Origin of the sequence: uncultured Thiothrix sp. (assembly GCF_937876535.1) — a bacterium.
Classification (GTDB): domain Bacteria; phylum Pseudomonadota; class Gammaproteobacteria; order Thiotrichales; family Thiotrichaceae; genus Thiolinea.
In genome coordinates this window covers 68,823-87,920 of sequence record NZ_CALFHZ010000016.1, presented here as the reverse complement: position 1 = coordinate 87,920, position 19,098 = coordinate 68,823, and the positions used below count along the sequence as shown (strand labels likewise).

The window sequence follows — 19,098 nt, the reverse complement described above, 5'->3', positions numbered from 1 at the left end:
TCAATGCCAAGCTCCCATTCAAAGCCTTCCACTAAACGTGGAAGGCTTTTTTATTGGTAGCTCTTATAAATCTTCCGCATAATCCCCAAGAGTCTGAATTAATATTTTTCCATATTCGGGAATACAGCTTTCATGATCGGCTGGTACCGCAGTACACTCAACTAAAGTCACATTTGCAGAACTCTTAGCTGTCATTGCTGCTATCGCATCAGTAGCATTGAAGTAAGGAACCGTTTCATCCTTACGCCCATGAAATAGAACTACTGGTTTTTTTGCCTGCCAATCATAGACATTATGCTGAGATACCCCGTCTGATCCTTTTCTTAGAAAGTCTCGAATAATCGTATCTTGAAATACGACATCACTGTTGTTGGGAATCAGGCTATCCATAATTTTGTCTGTCAACCAATCTACTAATATAGGTGATAGTCGTTGCTCTTCAGCCGCGTGCAATCGATCACTACTCCTACTTAGTGAAGTTAAGCTTTTTAGTGTACGACTAATATGGTAAGGGCCAGCGGCTGGAATACTAGCAGTCAAGCTCAAGCCGCTAATTGGTTGTGCTTGCAGTGCTTGATGAGCTGCCATTGTCACATAACCACCTTCTGAATAACCAGTCAGAAATAATTGCCTGTTTAAACTGACATTATTTCTTTTTAGCCATTTGCTAGAACTTTTCAAAAAATCAGTCACAGCATTTGCGGAAGGGGTCTTTAACAGATAGGGGTGAGGTGTGCCTTTAGAGGCGCCATAACCGACATAGTCTGACGCTACGGTTACATAGCCTAAGGAAGCTAAAATAGCAGGCGGTGCACCCGCAACCAGATCGTTACTAGGAGCTTCCTTGTCTTGGAAAATAGTACCGTGTTGGAAGCTTAGTAGTGGACTAGGCATACCTAGACCCTTGTCGGGGATAGCCACTACTCCTGAAGCAATAACTTTTTTGCCATAACCATCGATAGTTTCATAATTGAGTCGATATAGGCTAACGGCGTATTTAAACTGCTCATCAGGTATCTCGACTCCAAGATCACTAACCGCGGTACTGATTTGCTCGGCTGTAAAACTAGCTAACTTCTTGGCTTTAAAGCTTGGAGTTGCCATTGCTACTGTACTAATAGAACTTAACCCTAAGCTTGAGCTGAGCAACATTAGCGTTAAATAAGTAGGCTGCATTCTTTTCATTGCTGGCAACTCCTTGTCGGATGAGAAGCTAATTTACTTTGCGTACTTGTAAAGTCATGCCACCACGATTGTCAGTACTGCGGCTCATATCCAATAACATAAATGAGACTTGACTATCTTTATCGATAGTAAAAATAGAGGCTTTAGCGGCTGCCAAAGCCGAGGCCTCATCGGGATAGGTAAAGTTCTCCGTCACCTCATAAGCTCGATTGTTCCCATTTTGTAGGAAATAGCTGGAATCTCGATATTGTGGAATTTCCTTAACGTCAGGTAATTCTTTACCTGCAACCGTGACCTTAGTTAAATCAGGTGAACTCACGTAATAGTTATTATGCATACCTGTAAAGCGGGTAGGTACAATGCGTGGGCAACCTTTGCTACGTGGACAGTTAGTGCGATCCCAAACACTCCAAGCTTCATAAGTACCGCCAGCTGCTTTGCCAACTGGTTTGACTTCATAACTGCCTTGGGGTAAGGATAATTTAATTGGATTATCTAAGTTATGCGTGCGTGCATCGAGCTTAATGATTTGAGTTTCAAAAGCATTCCGTGACTTATTCGCATTCGGCTTAGGCGTTTGATTAGGGGCTGCATAAGCTAAAGGAGCAACTAATAAGCTAGCACCGATTAGCGTTGATAATACAAATGAATGTGGTTTAGCGAACATGTTCTTAACCCTTATAAATGACTTGGTTAAAACTTGAGTTGAAAAGCAAGATCTTGCTGGAAGCGTGACATAGTTTTTAATTTTATTGCAGTGACGTAATTCCAGTACTCTCACATTCTCACGCAAAATCTCTTTAGAACCAAGCCCTACGTGAAACTGGTGCTATTCAATATATTACCCGCCGTTTACTAGGGCAGCCGAAAACGGTAGTGGTGCCCAGTTTCGGCTGCTTCTCCCTACAGCAACACGGAGCGCTTTAAGGGCTTACTAGCTAAGAATGGTTTCCCTGAGTTAAGCATGTTCGATATTACGGGCGTGGGTTTGCTTTCTTAGTGGCTGGTAGTGCCTTCTTCTTACTTTTCAGTAATCGCTTGTTACCTATAGGTCGGGTGTGTATAACGCTATAGACTTCTTAAAAATTGGCTTGCCAATGAATATCTTATACTGTATCTGTAATCCTAAACTTCTGGCTTTTATAAGTCATTCTTGTACCTAGCACAGTAGCAAAGCTTTATTCATAAATTGAATAAGTATTGCTGCTTTTCTTGGTTCTGTTGATAAGGCTACTTCCTTAAGATGCAAAGCCTGATTGATTCATCCATAAAGAGGCTTTAGATCATGAGTTTTAAACCAGCGCGCCGTCGGGCTTTAGTTGTAGCGCTTGCAATCGGTTTGAGTAGTTTGGCGGGCTTGGTGAGTGCTGCCGAGTTAAAACTAAAAAACGTATCTTATGACCCCACCCGTGAGTTGTATGCTGAGTTCAATCCGGCATTTTCTAAATATTGGCAAGAAAAAACCGGCAATACGGTCACGATTGACCAATCGCATGGCGGTTCTGGTAAGCAAGCCCGCGCTTTATTAGATGGCTTAGATGGTGATGTAGCCACTTTAGCTTTGGGCTATGACATTGATGTATTAGCTGAGAAAGGCGATTTGCTGCCTAAAAATTGGCAAACTTTACTGCCAGACAATTCTACGCCTTACACTTCTACTATTGTGTTCTTGGTGCGTAAAGGCAATCCAAAAGCGATTAAAGATTGGCCTGATCTGGGACGTGATGGTGTGGAGGTGGTGACACCTAATCCTAAGACTTCAGGTGGTGCGCGTTGGAATTATCTTGCAGCTTGGGGTTATGCACTGAAGCAACCAGGCGGTAATGAAGAAACTGCGAAAGCCTTCGTGAAAAAGATTTTCGATAATGTGCGCGTACTCGATACCGGTGCTCGTGGTTCCACGACTACTTTCACCCAACGTGAAGTAGGGGATGTACTCATCACTTGGGAAAATGAAGCCTATTTAGTACTGAATGAATTGGGCAAAGATGATTACGAAATCGTGACCCCTTCCTTATCCATTTTGGCTGAACCACCTGTTGCCGTTGTTAAAAAATATGCGGATCAACATGGTACAGCTGAGCTGGCTAAAGCTTATTTAGAGTATTTATATAGCCCCGTTGGCCAAGATATTGTTGGTAAGCATTTCTTCCGTCCACGCAATGCGGAGGCCTTGAAAAAGTACCAAGCTCAATTCGGCAAAGTTAAACTCTTTACGCTCAAAGAAGTCTTCGGTGATTGGGCGAAAGCGCAACAAACGCATTTCAGCGATGGTGGTACTTTTGATCAAATCAAAATCGTACAAGGTCTGAAGCTTAACTAATTTTAATATAAGTAATTCAGTTTTTATTATTTATATTCATATAGGGCTAGCCCTTAAACTTAACCAAGTTTAGGTTCGCCTAGCTTAAAACCGAGAGCAGAACTCTCGGTTTTTGCTATGGATACAGCTAGTTAATGTTCGCGGAGTACAATTTAGTTATGGCTCAAGCAGTAGGCAAACGAGTACTGCCAGGGTTTGGCTTGTCATTAGGCTATACGCTGGTGTATTTGTCTTTGATCGTTTTAATTCCCTTGTCTGCTGTATTTATCAATGCGGCGTCGATGCCGTGGAATGAATTTTGGCAGGTCGTGTCCTCACCACAGGTCGTTTCCTCCTATCGCGTATCATTTTTGACCTCGTTGCTTGCAGCTTTGATTAATAGCTTTTTTGGCTTGTTAATCGCATGGTCTTTAGTGCGCTATAACTTTTTTGGTAAGCGTTTAGTCGATGCTTTGATTGATTTACCTTTTGCGCTGCCAACTGCAGTAGCAGGAATTACGCTTTCGGCATTGTATGCAAAAAATGGTTGGATTGGCTCCTTGTTTGCTCCATTGGGGATCAAAATTGCGTTTACTCCGCTAGGTATTTTGATTGCGCTAACCTTCATCGGTTTGCCCTTTGTAGTCCGTACCATTCAGCCAGTCTTGCAAGAACTGAGCCTTGAGTTTGAAGAGGCCGCAGCGACCTTAGGGGCGACTCGCTGGCAAGCCTTTTCACGAGTCGTTTTACCTGCCCTCTTACCCGCTATGCTCACAGGTTTTGCTTTAGCTTTCGCACGTGCGGTTGGTGAATATGGTTCAGTCATTTTCATTGCGGGGAATGTGCCGATGGTGTCTGAAATCACCCCACTCTTAATCATTACTCATTTAGAACAGTTTGATGTAGCCGGTGCGACCGCGATTGCCACCGTGATGCTAGTGGTTTCTTTCAGTTTATTATTGATTATTAATGGCTTGCAGCATTGGGCAAGTAGCCGTAAGCGTTATCTAACTGGGGAGGATGTCGCATGAGTGGTATGGTTGGTGGAATTCAAGCCTATCACGGCGCAGAACTGTATGAGTTAAGCCCTGCAACCCGTGAGCCTAAATGGGCACGTTACACGATTTTAGGTTTGTCCTTAACTTTCTTTGCGATCTTCTTACTGATGCCGCTGCTGGCAGTGTTTGTCGAAGCCTTGCGCAAAGGCTGGGATGTCTATTGGCAGGCGATTACTAACCCGGATACCGGAGCGGCAATTCGCTTGACTTTATTAGCAGCTGCTATCGCGATTCCCTTAAATGTGGTGTTTGGAGTCGCAGCCGCTTGGTGTATTAGTAAGTTTGAATTTCGTGGCAAGCAACTACTGATCACTCTGATTGACTTACCGTTTTCAGTGTCACCCGTCGTCGCAGGGTTAGTGTATGTATTAGTATTTGGCGCACATGGCTGGTTTGGCGAATGGCTCTCTGAGCACAATATTAAGATTATCTTTGCTGTACCAGGGATTGTGTTAGCAACGATTTTCGTTACTTTCCCTTTTGTAGCGCGTGAGTTAATTCCTTTAATGCAAGCGCAAGGCACAGATGCGGAGGAAGCAGCAGTATCTTTAGGAGCTTCCGGTTGGCAGACCTTTTGGCGAGTGACTTTGCCGAGTATTAAATGGGGGTTGCTGTACGGCGTGATTCTGTGTAATGCCCGCGCAATGGGCGAATTTGGTGCGGTCTCGGTAGTATCAGGCCATCTACGTGGGCAAACCACCACTTTACCGCTGCATGTGGAGATTCTCTATAACGAATACCAATTTGCTGCTGCGTTCGCCGTTGCTTCCTTATTAGCCTTGTTAGCCCTAGTCACCCTAGGCATTAAATTATTTATCGAGTGGAAGTCTGCATGAGACTTTCATCACAATCCATCAATTCTAAGCTTAAGTAAGGAGAGCTATTATGAGTATTCAGGTAAAAAACATTAACAAGCGCTTTTCTACTTTCAAAGCCTTGGATGATATTTCTTTAGATTTCCCAACTGGCAAATTGGTAGCACTCTTAGGTCCTTCGGGCTGTGGTAAGACAACGCTCCTACGCATTATTGCCGGTTTAGAAACCGCAGATAGTGGCCAGATTTTATTAGAAGGTTCAGATGCTTCGAATTTGCATGTTCGTGAGCGGCAAATCGGTTTCATGTTCCAGCACTATGCCTTATTCCAACATATGACCGTGTTTGAAAATGTGGCCTTTGGGTTGCGCGTGAAGCCTAAAAATGAACGGCCAGCCGAGACAGCGATTCGCCAGCGCGTCACTGAGCTATTAGAGCTAGTGCAACTAGGCAGTTTAGCTAAGCGCTATCCCAGTCAATTATCCGGCGGTCAACGTCAACGGATTGCTTTAGCACGTGCTCTAGCGGTTAATCCACGGGTGTTATTACTCGATGAACCTTTCGGTGCTTTGGATGCGAAAGTACGTAAAGAGCTACGCCGTTGGTTACGTCAATTGCATGATGAATTACATATCACCTCAATCTTCGTCACCCACGACCAAGAGGAGGCCTTAGAAGTTGCGGATGAAATTGTGCTCATGAACAAAGGCCAAGTTGAGCAAGTCGGTTCACCTTTAGAGGTATTCCGTCATCCGGCAACGCCATTTGCCTTTAATTTCTTGGGTACTGCGAATCGCTTTGATGGCAAATGGGCACGTGGTGGGGTGCAAGTCAGTGAGGATTTATTACCTCTGCCACACACTCAGCCAGCTCATGCAAATTTAGCAGAAGGTGGCAATGTTATTGCGTTTGCTCGTCCACATGATCTACATATCGAACCGAATGTTGAGGGTTCGGAAGGGATTCGTGCCAAGATTAGCCGGATTTTAGCTTTTGGCCCAACCGCACGGGTTGAGCTGAGCCATGCGACTCAGCCAGAAACTTATTATGAAGTCGATGTGCCAACCCTGAGCATTGCAAGTTTGAATCTACACGAAGGTCAAGCAGTACGTTTGCGTCCTTCGCAACTACAAGTATTTCCAGCCGGATAGAGGGCAGCGATGAATTTTCAACAACTGCGGATTATCCGTGAAACAGTCAAGCGTAATTACAATCTGACTGAGGTTGCCAATGCTTTATTCACTTCCCAATCGGGTGTGAGCAAGCATATTAAAGACTTGGAAGATGAACTCGGCATTGAACTCTTCGTGCGTAAAGGTAAACGCTTTTTAGGTCTGACTGAACCGGGTCAAGAGCTGGTTGCGATTGTCGAGCGCATGCTATTAGATGCAAAAAACATTAAGCAACTCGCCGAGCAATTCAGTAATAGTGAAGTGGGTGAGCTGCATATTGCCACGACACATACTCAAGCACGTTATGTACTGCCTCCTGTGGTGACGCAATTCAAAGCACTCTTCCCAAAAGTGCATTTGGTACTACATCAAGCCTATCCAACTGAAATTGCAAGTATGTTGGTCGAGGGGCGCGTTGATATTGGTATTGCCACCGAAGTCCTGAATGACGTACCCAACTTGGTACATTTTCCTTACTATTCATGGACACATAATGTCATTATCCCAATAGGTCACCCACTTGAGCAAATTCCCTATCCAAGCTTACAAGACATTGCGGCCTATCCAATTATCACCTATTACACGGGTATGACCGGGCGTGCCAAGATTGATAATGCCTTTGCTGCAGCCGGTGTAAGCCCTGATATTGTGCTTTCCGCCTTAGACTCCGACGTTGTAAAAACTTATGTCGAATTAGGCTTAGGGATTGGGATTGTGGCATCGGTCGCTTTCAATAGTCAGCGTGATAGTAATTTGCGGATGCTCGATTGCACCCGCATTTTTGAGTCCAATACCACGCATATTGCCGTGCGTCACGGTCATTACTTACGCGGTTATGCTTATCGGTTTATTGAGTTGTGTTCGGCGAGTTTAACTGAAGCCTCAGTACGAAAAGCTTTAGCTGCGGGTAATGATGACGTCTAACAGTTAGAAATAAATCAAGAAGAGGAGCCGATCATGTCAAATTGGTATACAGATAATTCTTTATCTATTGGCCGCACGCCTTTGGTCAAACTTAATCGCATCATTGGCGATTCCAAAGCAACCGTGCTAGCCAAAATCGAAGGCCGCAATCCTGCCTATTCGGTCAAATGCCGGATTGGTGCAGCCATGATTTGGGATGCGGAAAAGCGTGGGATTCTCACTCCGGGCAAAGAGCTGGTTGAGCCTACTAGTGGCAATACGGGCATTGCTTTAGCTTTCGTCGCAGCGGCTAAAGGTATTTCCTTAACGCTGACTATGCCCGAAACGATGAGTATTGAGCGCCGTAAATTACTTAGCACTTATGGTGCAAAACTAGTACTCACCGAAGGTCCAAAGGGTATGAGTGGTGCGGTGGCAAAAGCAGAAGAAATTGCTGCTTCTGATCCTGAGAAATATGTGCTTTTACAGCAATTTAAAAATCCAGCTAATCCGCAAATTCACGTCGAAACGACTGGCCCAGAAATTTGGAATGATACCGACGGTAAGATTGATATTTTTGTTTCAGGGGTAGGCACAGGTGGAACGATTACCGGTGTGTCACGCTATCTTAAGCAAGTGCAGGGCAAAGCAATTCAATCGGTGGCAGTCGAGCCAACCGCCAGCCCCATTTTGACCCAAAAAGTTAATGGCGAAGCACTCAAGCCCGCTCCACATAAAATTCAAGGCATTGGTGCTGGCTTTGTCCCTGATGTCTTAGATTTATCCTTAGTCGATAGTATCGAGCAAGTGACAAATGAAGAGGCCATCGAGTATGCACGGCGCTTAGCACGGGAGGAAGGTATTTTAGCGGGGATTTCTTGTGGTGCAGCCGTAGCCGCCGCCGTGCGCTTGGCACAAAAGGAAGAAAATGCGGGCAAGACTATTGTCGTGATTCTGCCAGACTCAGGTGAGCGCTATTTAAGTACCGCCTTATTTGAAGGGATGTTTGATGAGAAAGGTTTGCTGATTAATCAGTAAAGCAATCTAGATCAAGCCATTCACTAAAAGGAAAGCTAAAGCTTTCCTTTTTTATTTTTAGAATCCTTAAATAAGAAGCTGATGTATTTAATTAGTTGAAGTAGTGCCTGACGATGTATTCGCCGATAACCTTGTCATGAATATCCACCGACTTGGAAAAACAAATTGTGCACCGTGCCGTGCCAGACGCTTGAAATAGATTCAAACATTCAAGTTCTGTCGAGTGTGATGCCTGGTGATCAAATGCTGATCCCTCAGGCAGTAAACGCGCTCATAGGCACCCCAGTGATCAGTGCAAGATAGGCGGAAGGTGACGCACCCAAGTAATGTTCTGTATAATTGTCTTATAAATCAATTAGCCACAGCTTAGTTGTCAAAGATGATGCTTGATGTCTTGAGGTATAAAATGATGAGTGTGGATACTTGAGGGTACACTCCAATTTTACATTAACCCTGATTCCTGCGACTGTACCCTGAACAATGTAACTACCTATATAACCGTGGAGTCCGAATAGATGTGAAATACTAGGCGTTGAGTCATCAATAACAGTCTCGAAAGAAGTGCTGCTCTGTTTACTCATAGGCTCATTTGTGTCTTTCGGCTATACTAACTCACATTCATAGTCATTCATGGGTTCTTAGCATGCCCTCCATCTACCTGAATCCGCTCACCGACTTCGGTTTCAAGAAGCTCTTCGGGGAAGAGCCGAATAAGGACTTGTTGATCAGTTTCCTCAACACCCTACTTCCCGCGCATCATCAAATCTCGGAACTCAGCTACACCAAAAATGAATACCAAGGCATCAGTGCATCCGATCGCAAAGTCATCTTCGACCTCAACTGTATGAGTCCATCCGGGGAGCGCTTTATCGTCGAATTGCAGCGCGTCAAACAAATCTACTTCAAAGATCGCAGCCTGTTCTACTCTACCTTTGCCATCCAAGAACAAGCCCAACGCGGGGACTGGAACTACAAACTCGCAGCCGTTTACACCATCGGTATTCTCGATTTTCTGATGGATGATCATCAACAAGAGGTGTTCTACCATGCCCAACTCAAAGACCAGTATAATCGCCTGTTCTATGACAAGTTGAACTTCATCTATCTTGTCCTCCCTCGATTTAACCGACAAGCCCATGAACTGACTACGCTTCAAGAGAAATGGCTGTATGCCTTTAAGCATCTGCATGAGCTTGAAAAAATTCCGAATGAGTTACAGGAAAGCATCTTCCAGCGCCTATTCACCATTGCTCAAGTGGCTCAATTGCCTTTAGCGGAGCGACAAGTCTATGAGAGGAGCTTGAAAGACTATCGAGACTTCATGAGTGCTCAAGACACGGCTCATTTGGAGGGGTATCAGGAGGGGGCATTAGTGGGTATCGAGAAAGGCAAGCAGATGGGGCTTGAGGAAGGTAAGCAGATGGGGCTTGAGGAGGGTAAGCAGATGGGGCTTGAGGAGGGTAAGCAGATGGGGCTTGAGGAAGGTAAATGTGAAACGGCACGACGCCTCTTAGCTAAGGGAATGAATGTAGAACTAGTGGCTGAATTAGTTGGTTTATCCTCTGAGACGGTTCAAGCCTTAATCTGATCTAGAATCCGAGTGTATCGCCACACCTGCTCTTGATCTTGTTCGTAACTGGGGCTTGATTAACATGAAGGGACGGATCTACGACCCTATCGTGGGACGCTTCCTCAGTGCGGATCCCTTTATCCAGTTGACGACGAACACCCAAAGTTATAACCGCTATACCTATGTGCTGAATAATCCCCTCTCGTTGACTGATCGCAGTGGGTAGAGGCAAACCTTGTGTGTGCCTTTTTTATTCCAATTGCGCACAAGCTTATTCACCCGTCGCTCATAACCTTATCTAAAACACTTGGTTCATCAACCAAAGCAGCTCTCCTAAGATAACGCCATCAATAAACAGTTTAACGAAAGGTAGAGACATGAGTTTCAAAGCAAAATTATTAGCGGCTGCTTTAAGCACGGCTTTATTCGGGGGTACAGTTTTCGCGGACGAAACCAATAAAGTCACCATCGCTTACCAAACCGGCGTAGATCCCTCCAAAGTGGTACAAGCCGATAAGCAATATGAGAAAGCCACTGGGCGCGAAATTGATTGGCGCAAATTCGAGAGTGGGGCAGAAGTGATTGCTGCCGTTGCTTCGGGCGATGTCGTGGTCGGTAATATTGGCTCTAGCCCGCTAGCGGCTGCCGCGAGTCGTGGTTTGCCGATTCAAACCTTTTTGATTGCCGGTGTGTTGGGTAGCTCCGAAGCTTTGGTAGTACGGAATGGCTCGAATATTACTAAACCGGAAGACTTGGTGGGTAAAAAAATTGCTGTGCCGTTTGTCTCTACCACGCATTACAGCTTATTAGCGGCTTTGACGCATTGGGGTGTTGACCCGAAAAAAGTCGAAATTATTAATCTGCGCCCGAGCGAAATTTCAGCGGCTTGGGAACGTGGTGACATTGATGCGGCTTATGTGTGGGAACCTGCGTTAGGCAAAGCGAAGGCTTCGGGCAAGGAGCTAACCAACTCGGAGGAAGTGGGCAAATGGGGTTCACCCACTTTTGATTTATGGATTACGCGCAAGGATTTTGCCGAGAAGAATCCGGACTTTTTAGCCAAATTCGTCAAAATCACCACCGACGAAACCGCACGCTACAACAAAGACCCCAAAGCTTATGCAGCGGATACACAAAATCTAGAAAAAATTGCGCGCTTAACTGGCTCGAAGACCGAGGATATTGCGCTGTTTTTAGCGGGTAATCGTTATCCATCGGCACAAGAGCAGGTTGAATTGCTCACCCAGAATTTCGCCGATGCGATTAAGAAAACTGCTGAGTTTTTAAAATCTCAAGGCAAAGTCGAGGAAGTCAAAGCCGATTATTTGCCTTATGTGACCAACCAATACGCTAAGCAAGCAGTCGAGGCCAAGTAATGAGTAGCGAGCTGCGCGTGGAGCAAGTGAGCGTAGTTTATCCAGAGCAGGCTTTCGCCGCGTTGGATAAGGTGTCGCTCACGATTGGCGCTAAGGATTTAACCGTTGCTTTGGGGCCTTCCGGCTGTGGCAAAACCACGCTGTTGAATCTGTTAGCGGGATTTGTGCAGCCAAGCTCAGGGCAGCTAAGTTTAAATGGGCAGCGCATTACGAGGCCGGGCGCAGATCGTGCGGTGGTGTTTCAAGATGATGCACTGCTGCCGTGGTTGAATGTCTTGGACAATGTAGCCTTCGGGTTGCGTTTGCAGGGTGTGAGTAAAACCGAGCGTGAAAAAACCGCGAATGCTATGTTGAGCTTGGTGGGTTTAGCCGAGTTTGCCCAGCAGCAGATTTGGCAATTATCCGGCGGGATGCGGCAACGAGTGGGGATTGCGCGTGCCTTAGCCAGTCATTCCGAAGTGCTGCTCATGGATGAGCCATTCGGTGCTTTGGATGCCTTCACCCGCGAGCAAATGCAGGAATTATTGCTCAAGGTGTGGAGTCATACCGGACGGCGTATTTTCCTGATTACCCATGATATTGAAGAAGCGCTGATTTTGGCTTCGCACTTGGTGCTGATGACACCGCGTCCGGGGCGAATTCAAGAAAGCCTTACACTAGATTTCAATCAGCGCTGGCTCAAGGGCGAACCGATTCGCTCGATTAAATCTGATCCTAGTTTTATCCGTTTGCGCGAACAACTGTTAAGTAGTTTAACCGCGCAACCTGCTTTGCGGGAGGCTGCATGAGCACGCTCGAATCCACCTTAGTGATTCCGCCCGAAGCGGCTTCACGTTTACCCAGCAAATTACAATGGCAAGGCTTTTGGCAGCGTCATCAGTATCTACTCTTAGGTCTCATCAGTGTCAGTGCACTCACCTTTATCTGGTGGCTGGTGACCGCTTTGGAGCTTGTGCCAAGTTTATTTCTGCCTGCACCCCAAGCAGTGTGGAATAAGTTCCTTGTCGTTAGTAGCCAAGGTTTTATGGATGCCACGCTCTGGCAACATACCGCCGCGAGTTTACAGCGTATTCTGTTAGGTTTGTGGTTCGCGGTTATTATTGGTATCCCCGTGGGTTTATGGATTGGCTGCAATCAAGTGGTGCGCGGTTTGCTGGATCCTTTAGTCGAAATCTACCGCCCGATTCCACCTTTGGCTTATTTGCCGCTGTTGGTGATTTGGTTTGGAATTGGCGAAACCACCAAAGTCTTGCTGATTTTCTTAGCTATTCTCGCCCCGATTATTATTGCTACTGCGCATGGTGTGAGTTCTGCGGGCAAAAGCCGCCAACGCGCTGCACAATCCTTGGGAGCTACACCCAGTCAATTACTTTGGCATGTTACTTTGCCCGCTGCATTGCCAAGCATTTTAACTGGAGTACGCATTGGTTTGGGGGCGGGCTGGTCAACATTGGTTGCAGCCGAGTTAGTCGCTGCCACACGCGGTTTAGGTTTTATGGTGCAGTCTGCCGCGCAATTCTTAGTAACTGACACCGTGATCCTAGGCATTTTAGTGATTGCTGCGATTGCCTTTGCGATTGAAATAGGCTTGCGCTACTTACAAAAACGCTTAACCCCTTGGTATAGCCACTACGAATAAGAGATGATCATGGCAAGTTTTAAACGCTTAACCCCAGCCTTGGGGGCTGAAGTCCAAGGCTTAGATTTAGCTAAACCACTGAGCACAACAGAACAAGCACAGCTCAGCGAAGCTTTAGTCGAGCATCAAGTGTTATTCTTGCGCAATCAAGTGCTTGAACCCACTCAGCAGCGCGATTTAGCCTTGCGCTTTGGCGATTTACACATTCATCCGATTTATCCGAAAACGCCGCAAGCGCCCGAAGTGTTGATTTTGGATAATTATGAAACCGATGTGACCGACAATGCGATTTGGCATACCGATGTCACTTTTATTCAAACGCCGCCCGCAATTTGTGTTTTGAGTGCGAAATTAGTCCCAGAAGTCGGTGGCGATACGCTGTGGTCGAGTGCTTTTGCGGCTTGGGAAGGCTTGTCGCCCCGCTTACAAACTTTATTGGAAGGTTTAACGGCTACCCACGATTTTGTGCACTCCTTCCCGCAGGATCGTTATGGCAATACGCCGGAAACCCATGAGCAGTGGCTCATTGCGCGCGATAAAAATCCACCCGTGACGCATCCGGTGGTGCGTACTCACCCAGTAAATGGGCGCAAAGCCTTATTCGTGAATGAAAATTTCACGACCAAAATTAATGAGCTACCACGTTTGGAAAGTCAGGCTTTATTGCGGTTTTTATTTGAGCATGTAGGACGACCTGAATTTACCGTGCGTTGGCATTGGCAGCCGAATGATTTAGTGCTTTGGGACAATCGTTCCACTCAGCATTATGCGACCAATGATTATGGCAAAGCACATCGCGTCATGCAGCGTGCAACCGTGTTGGGGGATAAGCCGGTTTAAAACTAAGACTCAAGTTAGGAATACTAGTGAGTATTCCTTAACCAAATTTTGCTCTTAGTTGTGACTACAAACCCAAGTCACTCAAGCTCGGATGATCGTCGGGCCGACGCCCTAAAGGCCAATGAAATTTGCGCTCGCTTTCTTGGATTGGCAAATCATTGATGCTTGCATAACGTAACTGCATTAAGCCTTGCTCATTGAATTGCCAATTCTCATTACCATAAGAGCGAAACCAATGCCCCGAATCATCATGCCATTCATAAGCAAAACGCACCGCGATGCGATTCCCTTCAAACGCCCATAGCTCTTTAATCAAGCGATAATCCAGCTCCTTAGCCCATTTGCGGGTTAAAAAAGCAACTATTTCGGCACGACCTTGGGGGAATTCAGCACGATTACGCCATTGCGAATCAGATGTATACACCAGTGAAACGCGCTGGGGATCGCGGCTATTCCAACCATCTTCCGCCATACGAATTTTTTGGATCGCGGTTTCGCGAGTAAATGGTGGAAAAGGTGGGCGGCTTTCTGGGGCTGTATTCATGTTGATCTCTCCTGCTGTGGTGTTGATGCGAATAACATAACAGTATCAGAGTGGGGCGTCACGGCAGGGGTTTAGTCCGCATGTTTAATTTCATAGCCTTTTTCTATATCTGTTTTTTGCATAAGTTTTGCGGTTTTAATTATTGGTCGATATATAGGCTGCCTTTTTATACTCGGCGCATTTCTTCAAAATTGAGTATAAAAGCAATGTCCAAATATCAATCCTTTCGTGCTTTAAAGCTCGTGCAAGCTTTAGGCTTTGCCAGTATTTTCGGCTTCAGTGTACAAGCTTTAGCAGAAACGAAAACGCTTACCAATGCTTCTTATGATGTTTCGCGTGAGCTGTATGAGGAAATTAATCCAGCCTTCGTTAAGGCATGGAAAGCGCAAAAGAATGAAGATGTGAATGTGGTGCAGTCACATGGTGGCTCAAGTAAGCAAGCCTTGGCGGTAATTTCTGGTTTGGAGGCGGATGTGGTGACCATGAATCAAGCGCCGGATATTGATGCGATTGCTGAGAAGGGTTTGCTGGATAAAGACTGGCGCAAACGTTTCCCGAATGAGGCTAGTCCTTATACCACCACTACAGTATTTTTAGTGCGTAAAGGCAATCCGAAAGCGATTAAAGACTGGGAGGATTTAACGCAGGCTGGTTTGCAAGTCATTGTTCCCAATCCAAAAACCTCTGGTAATGGTCGCTACACTTATTTAGCTGCTTATGGCTATGGTCTAGATAAAACTAAAACTGAAGAGGGTGCAAAAGAATTTGTTACCAAGCTATTCGCTAATGTACCGGTGCTGGATGGCGGCGGACGTGGTGCAACGACAACTTTCACTCAGCGCGATATTGGCGATGTGTTAGTGACCTTTGAAAATGAAGCGGCCTTAATTAGTAAAGAAGTGGGTGCGGATAAATTTGAAGTGGTTTATCCAAGTCTTTCCATTGACGCGTCTGCTCCCATTGCTGTGGTGGATAGTATTGCACAAAAGCGTAATACCACGGATTTAGCCAAAGCTTATTTAGATTTTTTATATACGCCTGAAGCGCAAGCAATTATTGCTAAACATCATTTACGCCCGCGCGATGCGAAAGTATTAGAGGCAAATGCTAAGGATTTCCCAGCAATTAAAGTATTCACTGTGGAAGACAAACTTGGTGGTTGGAAGACTGTGAAGAACGTGCATTTTAAAGACGGTGGTTTATTAGATCAGGTTTTGATAAAGAAAACCCCATAAGAGTTAACTTACTCTGCACTCACTACATCGAGCTTCTGTTTAGGTTGAGGCTCGATAGAGTGGTAGAAAAAATAGAAGCCTAGCTGTTATTAATGTATTGCAAAGGCTTGAAATAGCAGCATAATCCTACTAGGATGATTAACCCATTTGTCTAGGGTTAATTCTTTATGTCTTTTAAAATTGGCCCTACTGAAGCGCACAAGATAAGAAAAAGAATTGATGAATTGGGTTTGACTCAAAAGCAACTTGCTGACCATTTGGATATTTCCGAGCGCTACCTCCGTGGCCTTTTGTCACTTAAGAAAAATAACAGTACTAAGTTACAAAAAGAGAAGCTTGAAGATTTGATGGCTATCTTAGGTGTTGGCCTTGACACCATTTTTGCTAGCAACTCTATCGAAAGTAATAGCAAGTACAATAATTTTGTTAATTATATAAAGCATAAGACCTATTCTTATCTGATTAAAGAAAACCCTGAAATCGAACATCAACGCGAATTAGCCGGTTTTTTAAAGGATGATCAGATTGTGAATAACACAATGAGCTTTAGCTCGCTCTTAATTGCTAAAACAATTTCTGATCGCTATCCCATTGTGAGAAATTTTCTGACTAAAAATGATTTCTTTAATATCATACCTTCGACAGGATATTGGCGGAAAATAGAACATGATGCTAATGTTAAGAAAAACACCTATTTTTCTTTTCGGTTATATACCAGTGATAGCCATAATATTTTTAATATTGCCTATACGATTAGTAGCCCAATCAGCTTTTTAAAGTATGCACCCAATAAAATTAAAATAACCTACGGTCGTATTGAACAGCATGGCGATTATACCTATATGAATCGCTATAATGATACACCCGCTGCTTATCGTATTCCTTACACTAAAGATATTCTGGTGACTATTTGGCTAGATGAAGCGGATCATGATTTTATTATTACCTGCGCTAAGGAGTTTAGACTTGACTATGAAAGTGAAGGTTTAGGGTATCGCTCTTTAAAGCAGGTTAAAGAATCTTTTCATAAGTTGGAAACGGTAGTTTTCCCACGACATCATCTTTTTCATCGAAATAGTAAAACTGATCTAAGCGATGACCCTTGGCTATTTTGGGGGAATAGTCTGTTTACTGAAGTGAATAAAGATTTGTTTAAACATATTGATGATCTTTAAGGGGCGAAAAAGCTTAAGATTCACTTATCACTAGGCAAAGCGGGCACATTAGTGAATTGACTCGTGAATTTTTAAAAATCACTCGCAATCAAATAATGGGTTCTCAGAGTCACAAGCAATCACTCCACGCAATTTATCTAAATGTGTCTCAATTTTCTTGCCTAAGCTCTAGCAAGTGTTGATATACGAAGTCTTTGGCAATTCAGGCGAGCATAGTAAAACTCCCTATTTCTGTTTAGCTTATCTGTTTTTTTCATAGATACCGAGATGGGCTTAATTCAGCTCAACTTTAAAATCTGTAAAGTTTGTTGATAAGCCAGCTCAGACGGTGTTGCTATAAAATTCCAAGTCTCCAAGCGTGTATCGATTAGTTGATGCGGTTTGTCCCACAAATAACGCATACTAGTTAAGAGCTTGAAGTTCTTATTAACAACTCCCAAGACCTTAAATAATCCCCACGGTGTTGGTGCACGCTTTAATGGCTTGCCCAAATAGTTTTCGCTTAGGGTCAATAGTTGTTCACCGGTAAAGTTGTGCCCTGCGAATAGCCATTGGGCAAACATTGGCAGCTTAGGGGCTTGCTGAGCTAAGGCGACAAAAGCCTGCGCTAAATCAGGCAAATACGCCCAAGCATGTGGAATCTCCCAATGCTTGCTAGGATAGGTAAATCTACCTTTCTTTAGATCGCGCAATAAGGCTAAGTCGATCCAGGTACCTTGGCTTGCCCCGTAAAAGTCACCCGCGCGAATTATCAGGGTTTGTACTTGTTGGTCGATAGCCGCTTGTTTGAATAAGGTTTCTAAATCGACTCGCACTTGCGCCAATAGATGATCAGCTTGAAACAGTGTATTAGGTGTAATTTGTGCTGGAATTTGTGTGCCATAGTTATACACATTACCAATGAAAAGGTGGGTGGCTTGATGCGCTTTCGCGGCTGCGAGCACATTACGCCCTAAAGTTAATACTTCCGATTGCCAACGCGCATAAGGCGGATTAAGTGCATTGAGAATCAATTCAGCACCTGTGGTAGCTTGAATCAATGCTGCTTGATTTAACGCATTGGCGGCACGTTGTTCAATGCCAACAGGTAAATTCAAGTTACCGTTACGGCTTACTGCAATGACTCGATAACCTGCTTGATGAAAGGCTAAGGTAGCAGCTTGCCCTAAACGGCCGTTTGCTCCCACGATTGCGATGCTTGTCATACGGTTTACTCCACATGTTTGCGATGAGGAGGATTTTATCTATTCAATATTTTTGCTTAAATAGATAAATATGCAGGTCAGCTATGCAGGAATGAATAGATGGATTGGCAGTTAATTCAGATTTTTTTAAAAGTTGCTGAAGCAGGCTCTCTATCGCAAGCCAGTAGCCAATTGAACATGAGTCAACCCACAGTGGGGCGCTATATTGCTGATTTAGAAGCACAAACAGGGATGAGTTTATTTCATCGCAAACGTACAGGCATGGAGTTGAGTGCTGCTGGTTTAGAGCTAGTCGATTATGCACGCGCAATGGCTAAACACGCTGAGCAGTTTAATTTGAAAGTAGCGGGGGCGAACCAAACCCTGTCTGGCACAGTGCGATTGACGGCTAGCCAGGTGGTTGCAACTTACCTTTTGCCCTCTTTATTAGCGAAGTTTCACCAGCAAGAGCCAGAGATTCAATTAGAGATTGTGGCGAGTAATAGTGTGGAAAACCTATTAGCGCGTGATGCCGACATCGCGATTCGCATGTTTCAACCTACCCAACAAGAGTTAATCGCACGTAAGGTCAATGAGTTATCAATGGGGGTTTATGCAAGCACAAGTTATCTAGCGTGCTATGGTGTGCCAAAAACCTTAAATGAATTGCTGCAACATCGCTTGCTCGGTTATGACCGGGATGATGCAATTCTTAAGGGCATATCTATGTTTGGCTTCAAAGCAGAGCGTGAGTTATTTGCAGTGCGTACTGATGATCAAGTGGCTTACTGGGAATATGTGAAAGCAGGTTTAGGGATTGGTTTTGGTGCGAATTTTATTGCTCAGCAAACACCAACATTACAACGCTTATTTCCCGATTTGCCGATTCCAGCTTTAGAGGTTTGGCTGACAGCACATCAAGAATTGCGGATGAATCGACGGATACGTCGGGTGATGGATTTTTTGACCGAGCAGTTGCGAGGATTGGCTTTTTAAAGAGAATCTGTTCTGGCATTAAAGCATCATGATGTCTAAGCATCAATCGGTTATAGTCATAGAAAGC

General features: G+C 44.8%; 19 protein-coding genes and 1 pseudogene. 15 read left to right on the top strand and 5 right to left on the bottom strand.

The features are described from left to right. Nucleotides 1-63 precede the first annotated feature (63 nt). Nucleotides 64-1,185, bottom strand: a complete 1,122-nt coding sequence (locus Q0230_RS09035) for an alpha/beta hydrolase (protein WP_298609603.1) — start codon at nt 1,183-1,185, stop codon at nt 64-66. 28 nt (nt 1,186-1,213) lie between these two features. Then, a complete protein-coding gene (locus Q0230_RS09030) occupies nt 1,214-1,852 on the bottom strand; it encodes a hypothetical protein (protein ID WP_298609602.1) in 639 nt (212 codons plus the stop codon). 618 nt (nt 1,853-2,470) lie between these two features. Here Q0230_RS09030 and Q0230_RS09025 point away from each other — a divergent pair. The 6 genes from Q0230_RS09025 to cysK all read left to right on the top strand — a co-directional run bounded on the left by Q0230_RS09025 (nt 2,471) and on the right by cysK (nt 8,472). Then, entirely contained in the window at nt 2,471-3,508 is a 1,038-nt protein-coding gene (locus Q0230_RS09025) for a sulfate ABC transporter substrate-binding protein (RefSeq protein ID WP_298609600.1), read from the top strand. A gap of 158 nt (nt 3,509-3,666) precedes the next feature. Next, nucleotides 3,667-4,518, top strand: a complete 852-nt coding sequence (cysT, locus tag Q0230_RS09020; RefSeq protein ID WP_298609599.1) for a sulfate ABC transporter permease subunit CysT — start codon at nt 3,667-3,669, stop codon at nt 4,516-4,518. Between the two features lie 5 nt (nt 4,519-4,523). Beyond that, nucleotides 4,524-5,381, top strand: a complete 858-nt coding sequence (gene cysW, locus Q0230_RS09015; RefSeq protein ID WP_367274130.1) for a sulfate ABC transporter permease subunit CysW — start codon at nt 4,524-4,526, stop codon at nt 5,379-5,381. Nucleotides 5,382-5,430: 49 nt separating this feature from the next. Further along, a complete protein-coding gene (locus tag Q0230_RS09010) occupies nt 5,431-6,510 on the top strand; it encodes a sulfate/molybdate ABC transporter ATP-binding protein (RefSeq protein WP_298609597.1) in 1,080 nt (359 codons plus the stop codon). Between the two features lie 9 nt (nt 6,511-6,519). Beyond that, nucleotides 6,520-7,455: a CysB family HTH-type transcriptional regulator gene (locus tag Q0230_RS09005; RefSeq protein ID WP_298609596.1), complete on the top strand. Its 936-nt coding sequence runs from the start codon at nt 6,520-6,522 to the stop codon at nt 7,453-7,455. 33 nt (nt 7,456-7,488) lie between these two features. Further along, the gene (cysK, locus tag Q0230_RS09000; RefSeq protein ID WP_298609595.1) at nt 7,489-8,472 is read left to right on the top strand and encodes a cysteine synthase A; all 984 of its coding nucleotides are present in this window, start codon (nt 7,489-7,491) and stop codon (nt 8,470-8,472) included. Between the two features lie 91 nt (nt 8,473-8,563). On the opposite strand, the pseudogene Q0230_RS08995 reads toward cysK, so the two are convergent. After that, nucleotides 8,564-8,664 (bottom strand): annotated as a pseudogene (locus Q0230_RS08995) (IS1 family transposase); the annotation flags it as partial. A gap of 451 nt (nt 8,665-9,115) precedes the next feature. On the opposite strand from Q0230_RS08995, the gene Q0230_RS08990 reads away from it, so the two are divergent. The 6 genes from Q0230_RS08990 (at nt 9,116) to tauD (ending at nt 13,897) form a co-directional block, all read left to right on the top strand. Further along, nucleotides 9,116-10,060 (top strand): Rpn family recombination-promoting nuclease/putative transposase, encoded by a 945-nt coding sequence (locus tag Q0230_RS08990; protein ID WP_298609594.1) that lies wholly within the window; start codon nt 9,116-9,118, stop codon nt 10,058-10,060. Between the two features lie 55 nt (nt 10,061-10,115). Next, a complete protein-coding gene (locus Q0230_RS08985) occupies nt 10,116-10,268 on the top strand; it encodes an RHS repeat-associated core domain-containing protein (protein WP_298609593.1) in 153 nt (50 codons plus the stop codon). Between the two features lie 151 nt (nt 10,269-10,419). Beyond that, the gene (gene tauA / locus Q0230_RS08980; protein WP_298609592.1) at nt 10,420-11,418 is read left to right on the top strand and encodes a taurine ABC transporter substrate-binding protein; all 999 of its coding nucleotides are present in this window, start codon (nt 10,420-10,422) and stop codon (nt 11,416-11,418) included. Continuing rightward, nucleotides 11,418-12,206: a taurine ABC transporter ATP-binding subunit gene (gene tauB / locus Q0230_RS08975; protein WP_298609591.1), complete on the top strand. Its 789-nt coding sequence runs from the start codon at nt 11,418-11,420 to the stop codon at nt 12,204-12,206. Before tauA ends, tauB begins: the two co-directional genes overlap by 1 nt. After that, a complete protein-coding gene (gene tauC / locus Q0230_RS08970) occupies nt 12,203-13,057 on the top strand; it encodes a taurine ABC transporter permease TauC (protein ID WP_298609590.1) in 855 nt (284 codons plus the stop codon). The genes tauB and tauC overlap by 4 nt, the downstream gene beginning before the upstream one ends. Nucleotides 13,058-13,066: 9 nt before the next feature. Further along, complete coding sequence (gene tauD, locus Q0230_RS08965) at nt 13,067-13,897, top strand: taurine dioxygenase (RefSeq protein ID WP_298609589.1); 831 nt, start codon at nt 13,067-13,069, stop codon at nt 13,895-13,897. Nucleotides 13,898-13,961: 64 nt separating this feature from the next. On the opposite strand, the gene Q0230_RS08960 is transcribed toward tauD, so the two are convergent. After that, nucleotides 13,962-14,441, bottom strand: a complete 480-nt coding sequence (locus Q0230_RS08960; protein ID WP_298609588.1) for a nuclear transport factor 2 family protein — start codon at nt 14,439-14,441, stop codon at nt 13,962-13,964. Between the two features lie 206 nt (nt 14,442-14,647). Between Q0230_RS08960 and Q0230_RS08955 the strand changes: the two genes are divergently transcribed. Together Q0230_RS08955 and Q0230_RS08950 are read left to right on the top strand one after the other, a co-directional pair. Next, entirely contained in the window at nt 14,648-15,676 is a 1,029-nt protein-coding gene (locus tag Q0230_RS08955; protein WP_298609587.1) for a sulfate ABC transporter substrate-binding protein, read from the top strand. Between the two features lie 167 nt (nt 15,677-15,843). Then, nucleotides 15,844-16,851: a helix-turn-helix transcriptional regulator gene (locus Q0230_RS08950; RefSeq protein ID WP_298609586.1), complete on the top strand. Its 1,008-nt coding sequence runs from the start codon at nt 15,844-15,846 to the stop codon at nt 16,849-16,851. A 278-nt stretch (nt 16,852-17,129) separates the two neighbouring features. On the opposite strand, the gene Q0230_RS08945 is transcribed toward Q0230_RS08950, so the two are convergent. Continuing rightward, entirely contained in the window at nt 17,130-18,056 is a 927-nt protein-coding gene (locus Q0230_RS08945; RefSeq protein ID WP_298609584.1) for an NAD-dependent epimerase/dehydratase family protein, read from the bottom strand. Nucleotides 18,057-18,155: 99 nt separating this feature from the next. Between Q0230_RS08945 and Q0230_RS08940 the strand changes: the two genes are divergently transcribed. Then, nucleotides 18,156-19,031, top strand: coding sequence for a LysR family transcriptional regulator (locus Q0230_RS08940; protein ID WP_298609583.1), 876 nt, complete (start codon nt 18,156-18,158; stop codon nt 19,029-19,031). Nucleotides 19,032-19,098: the final 67 nt, after the last annotated feature.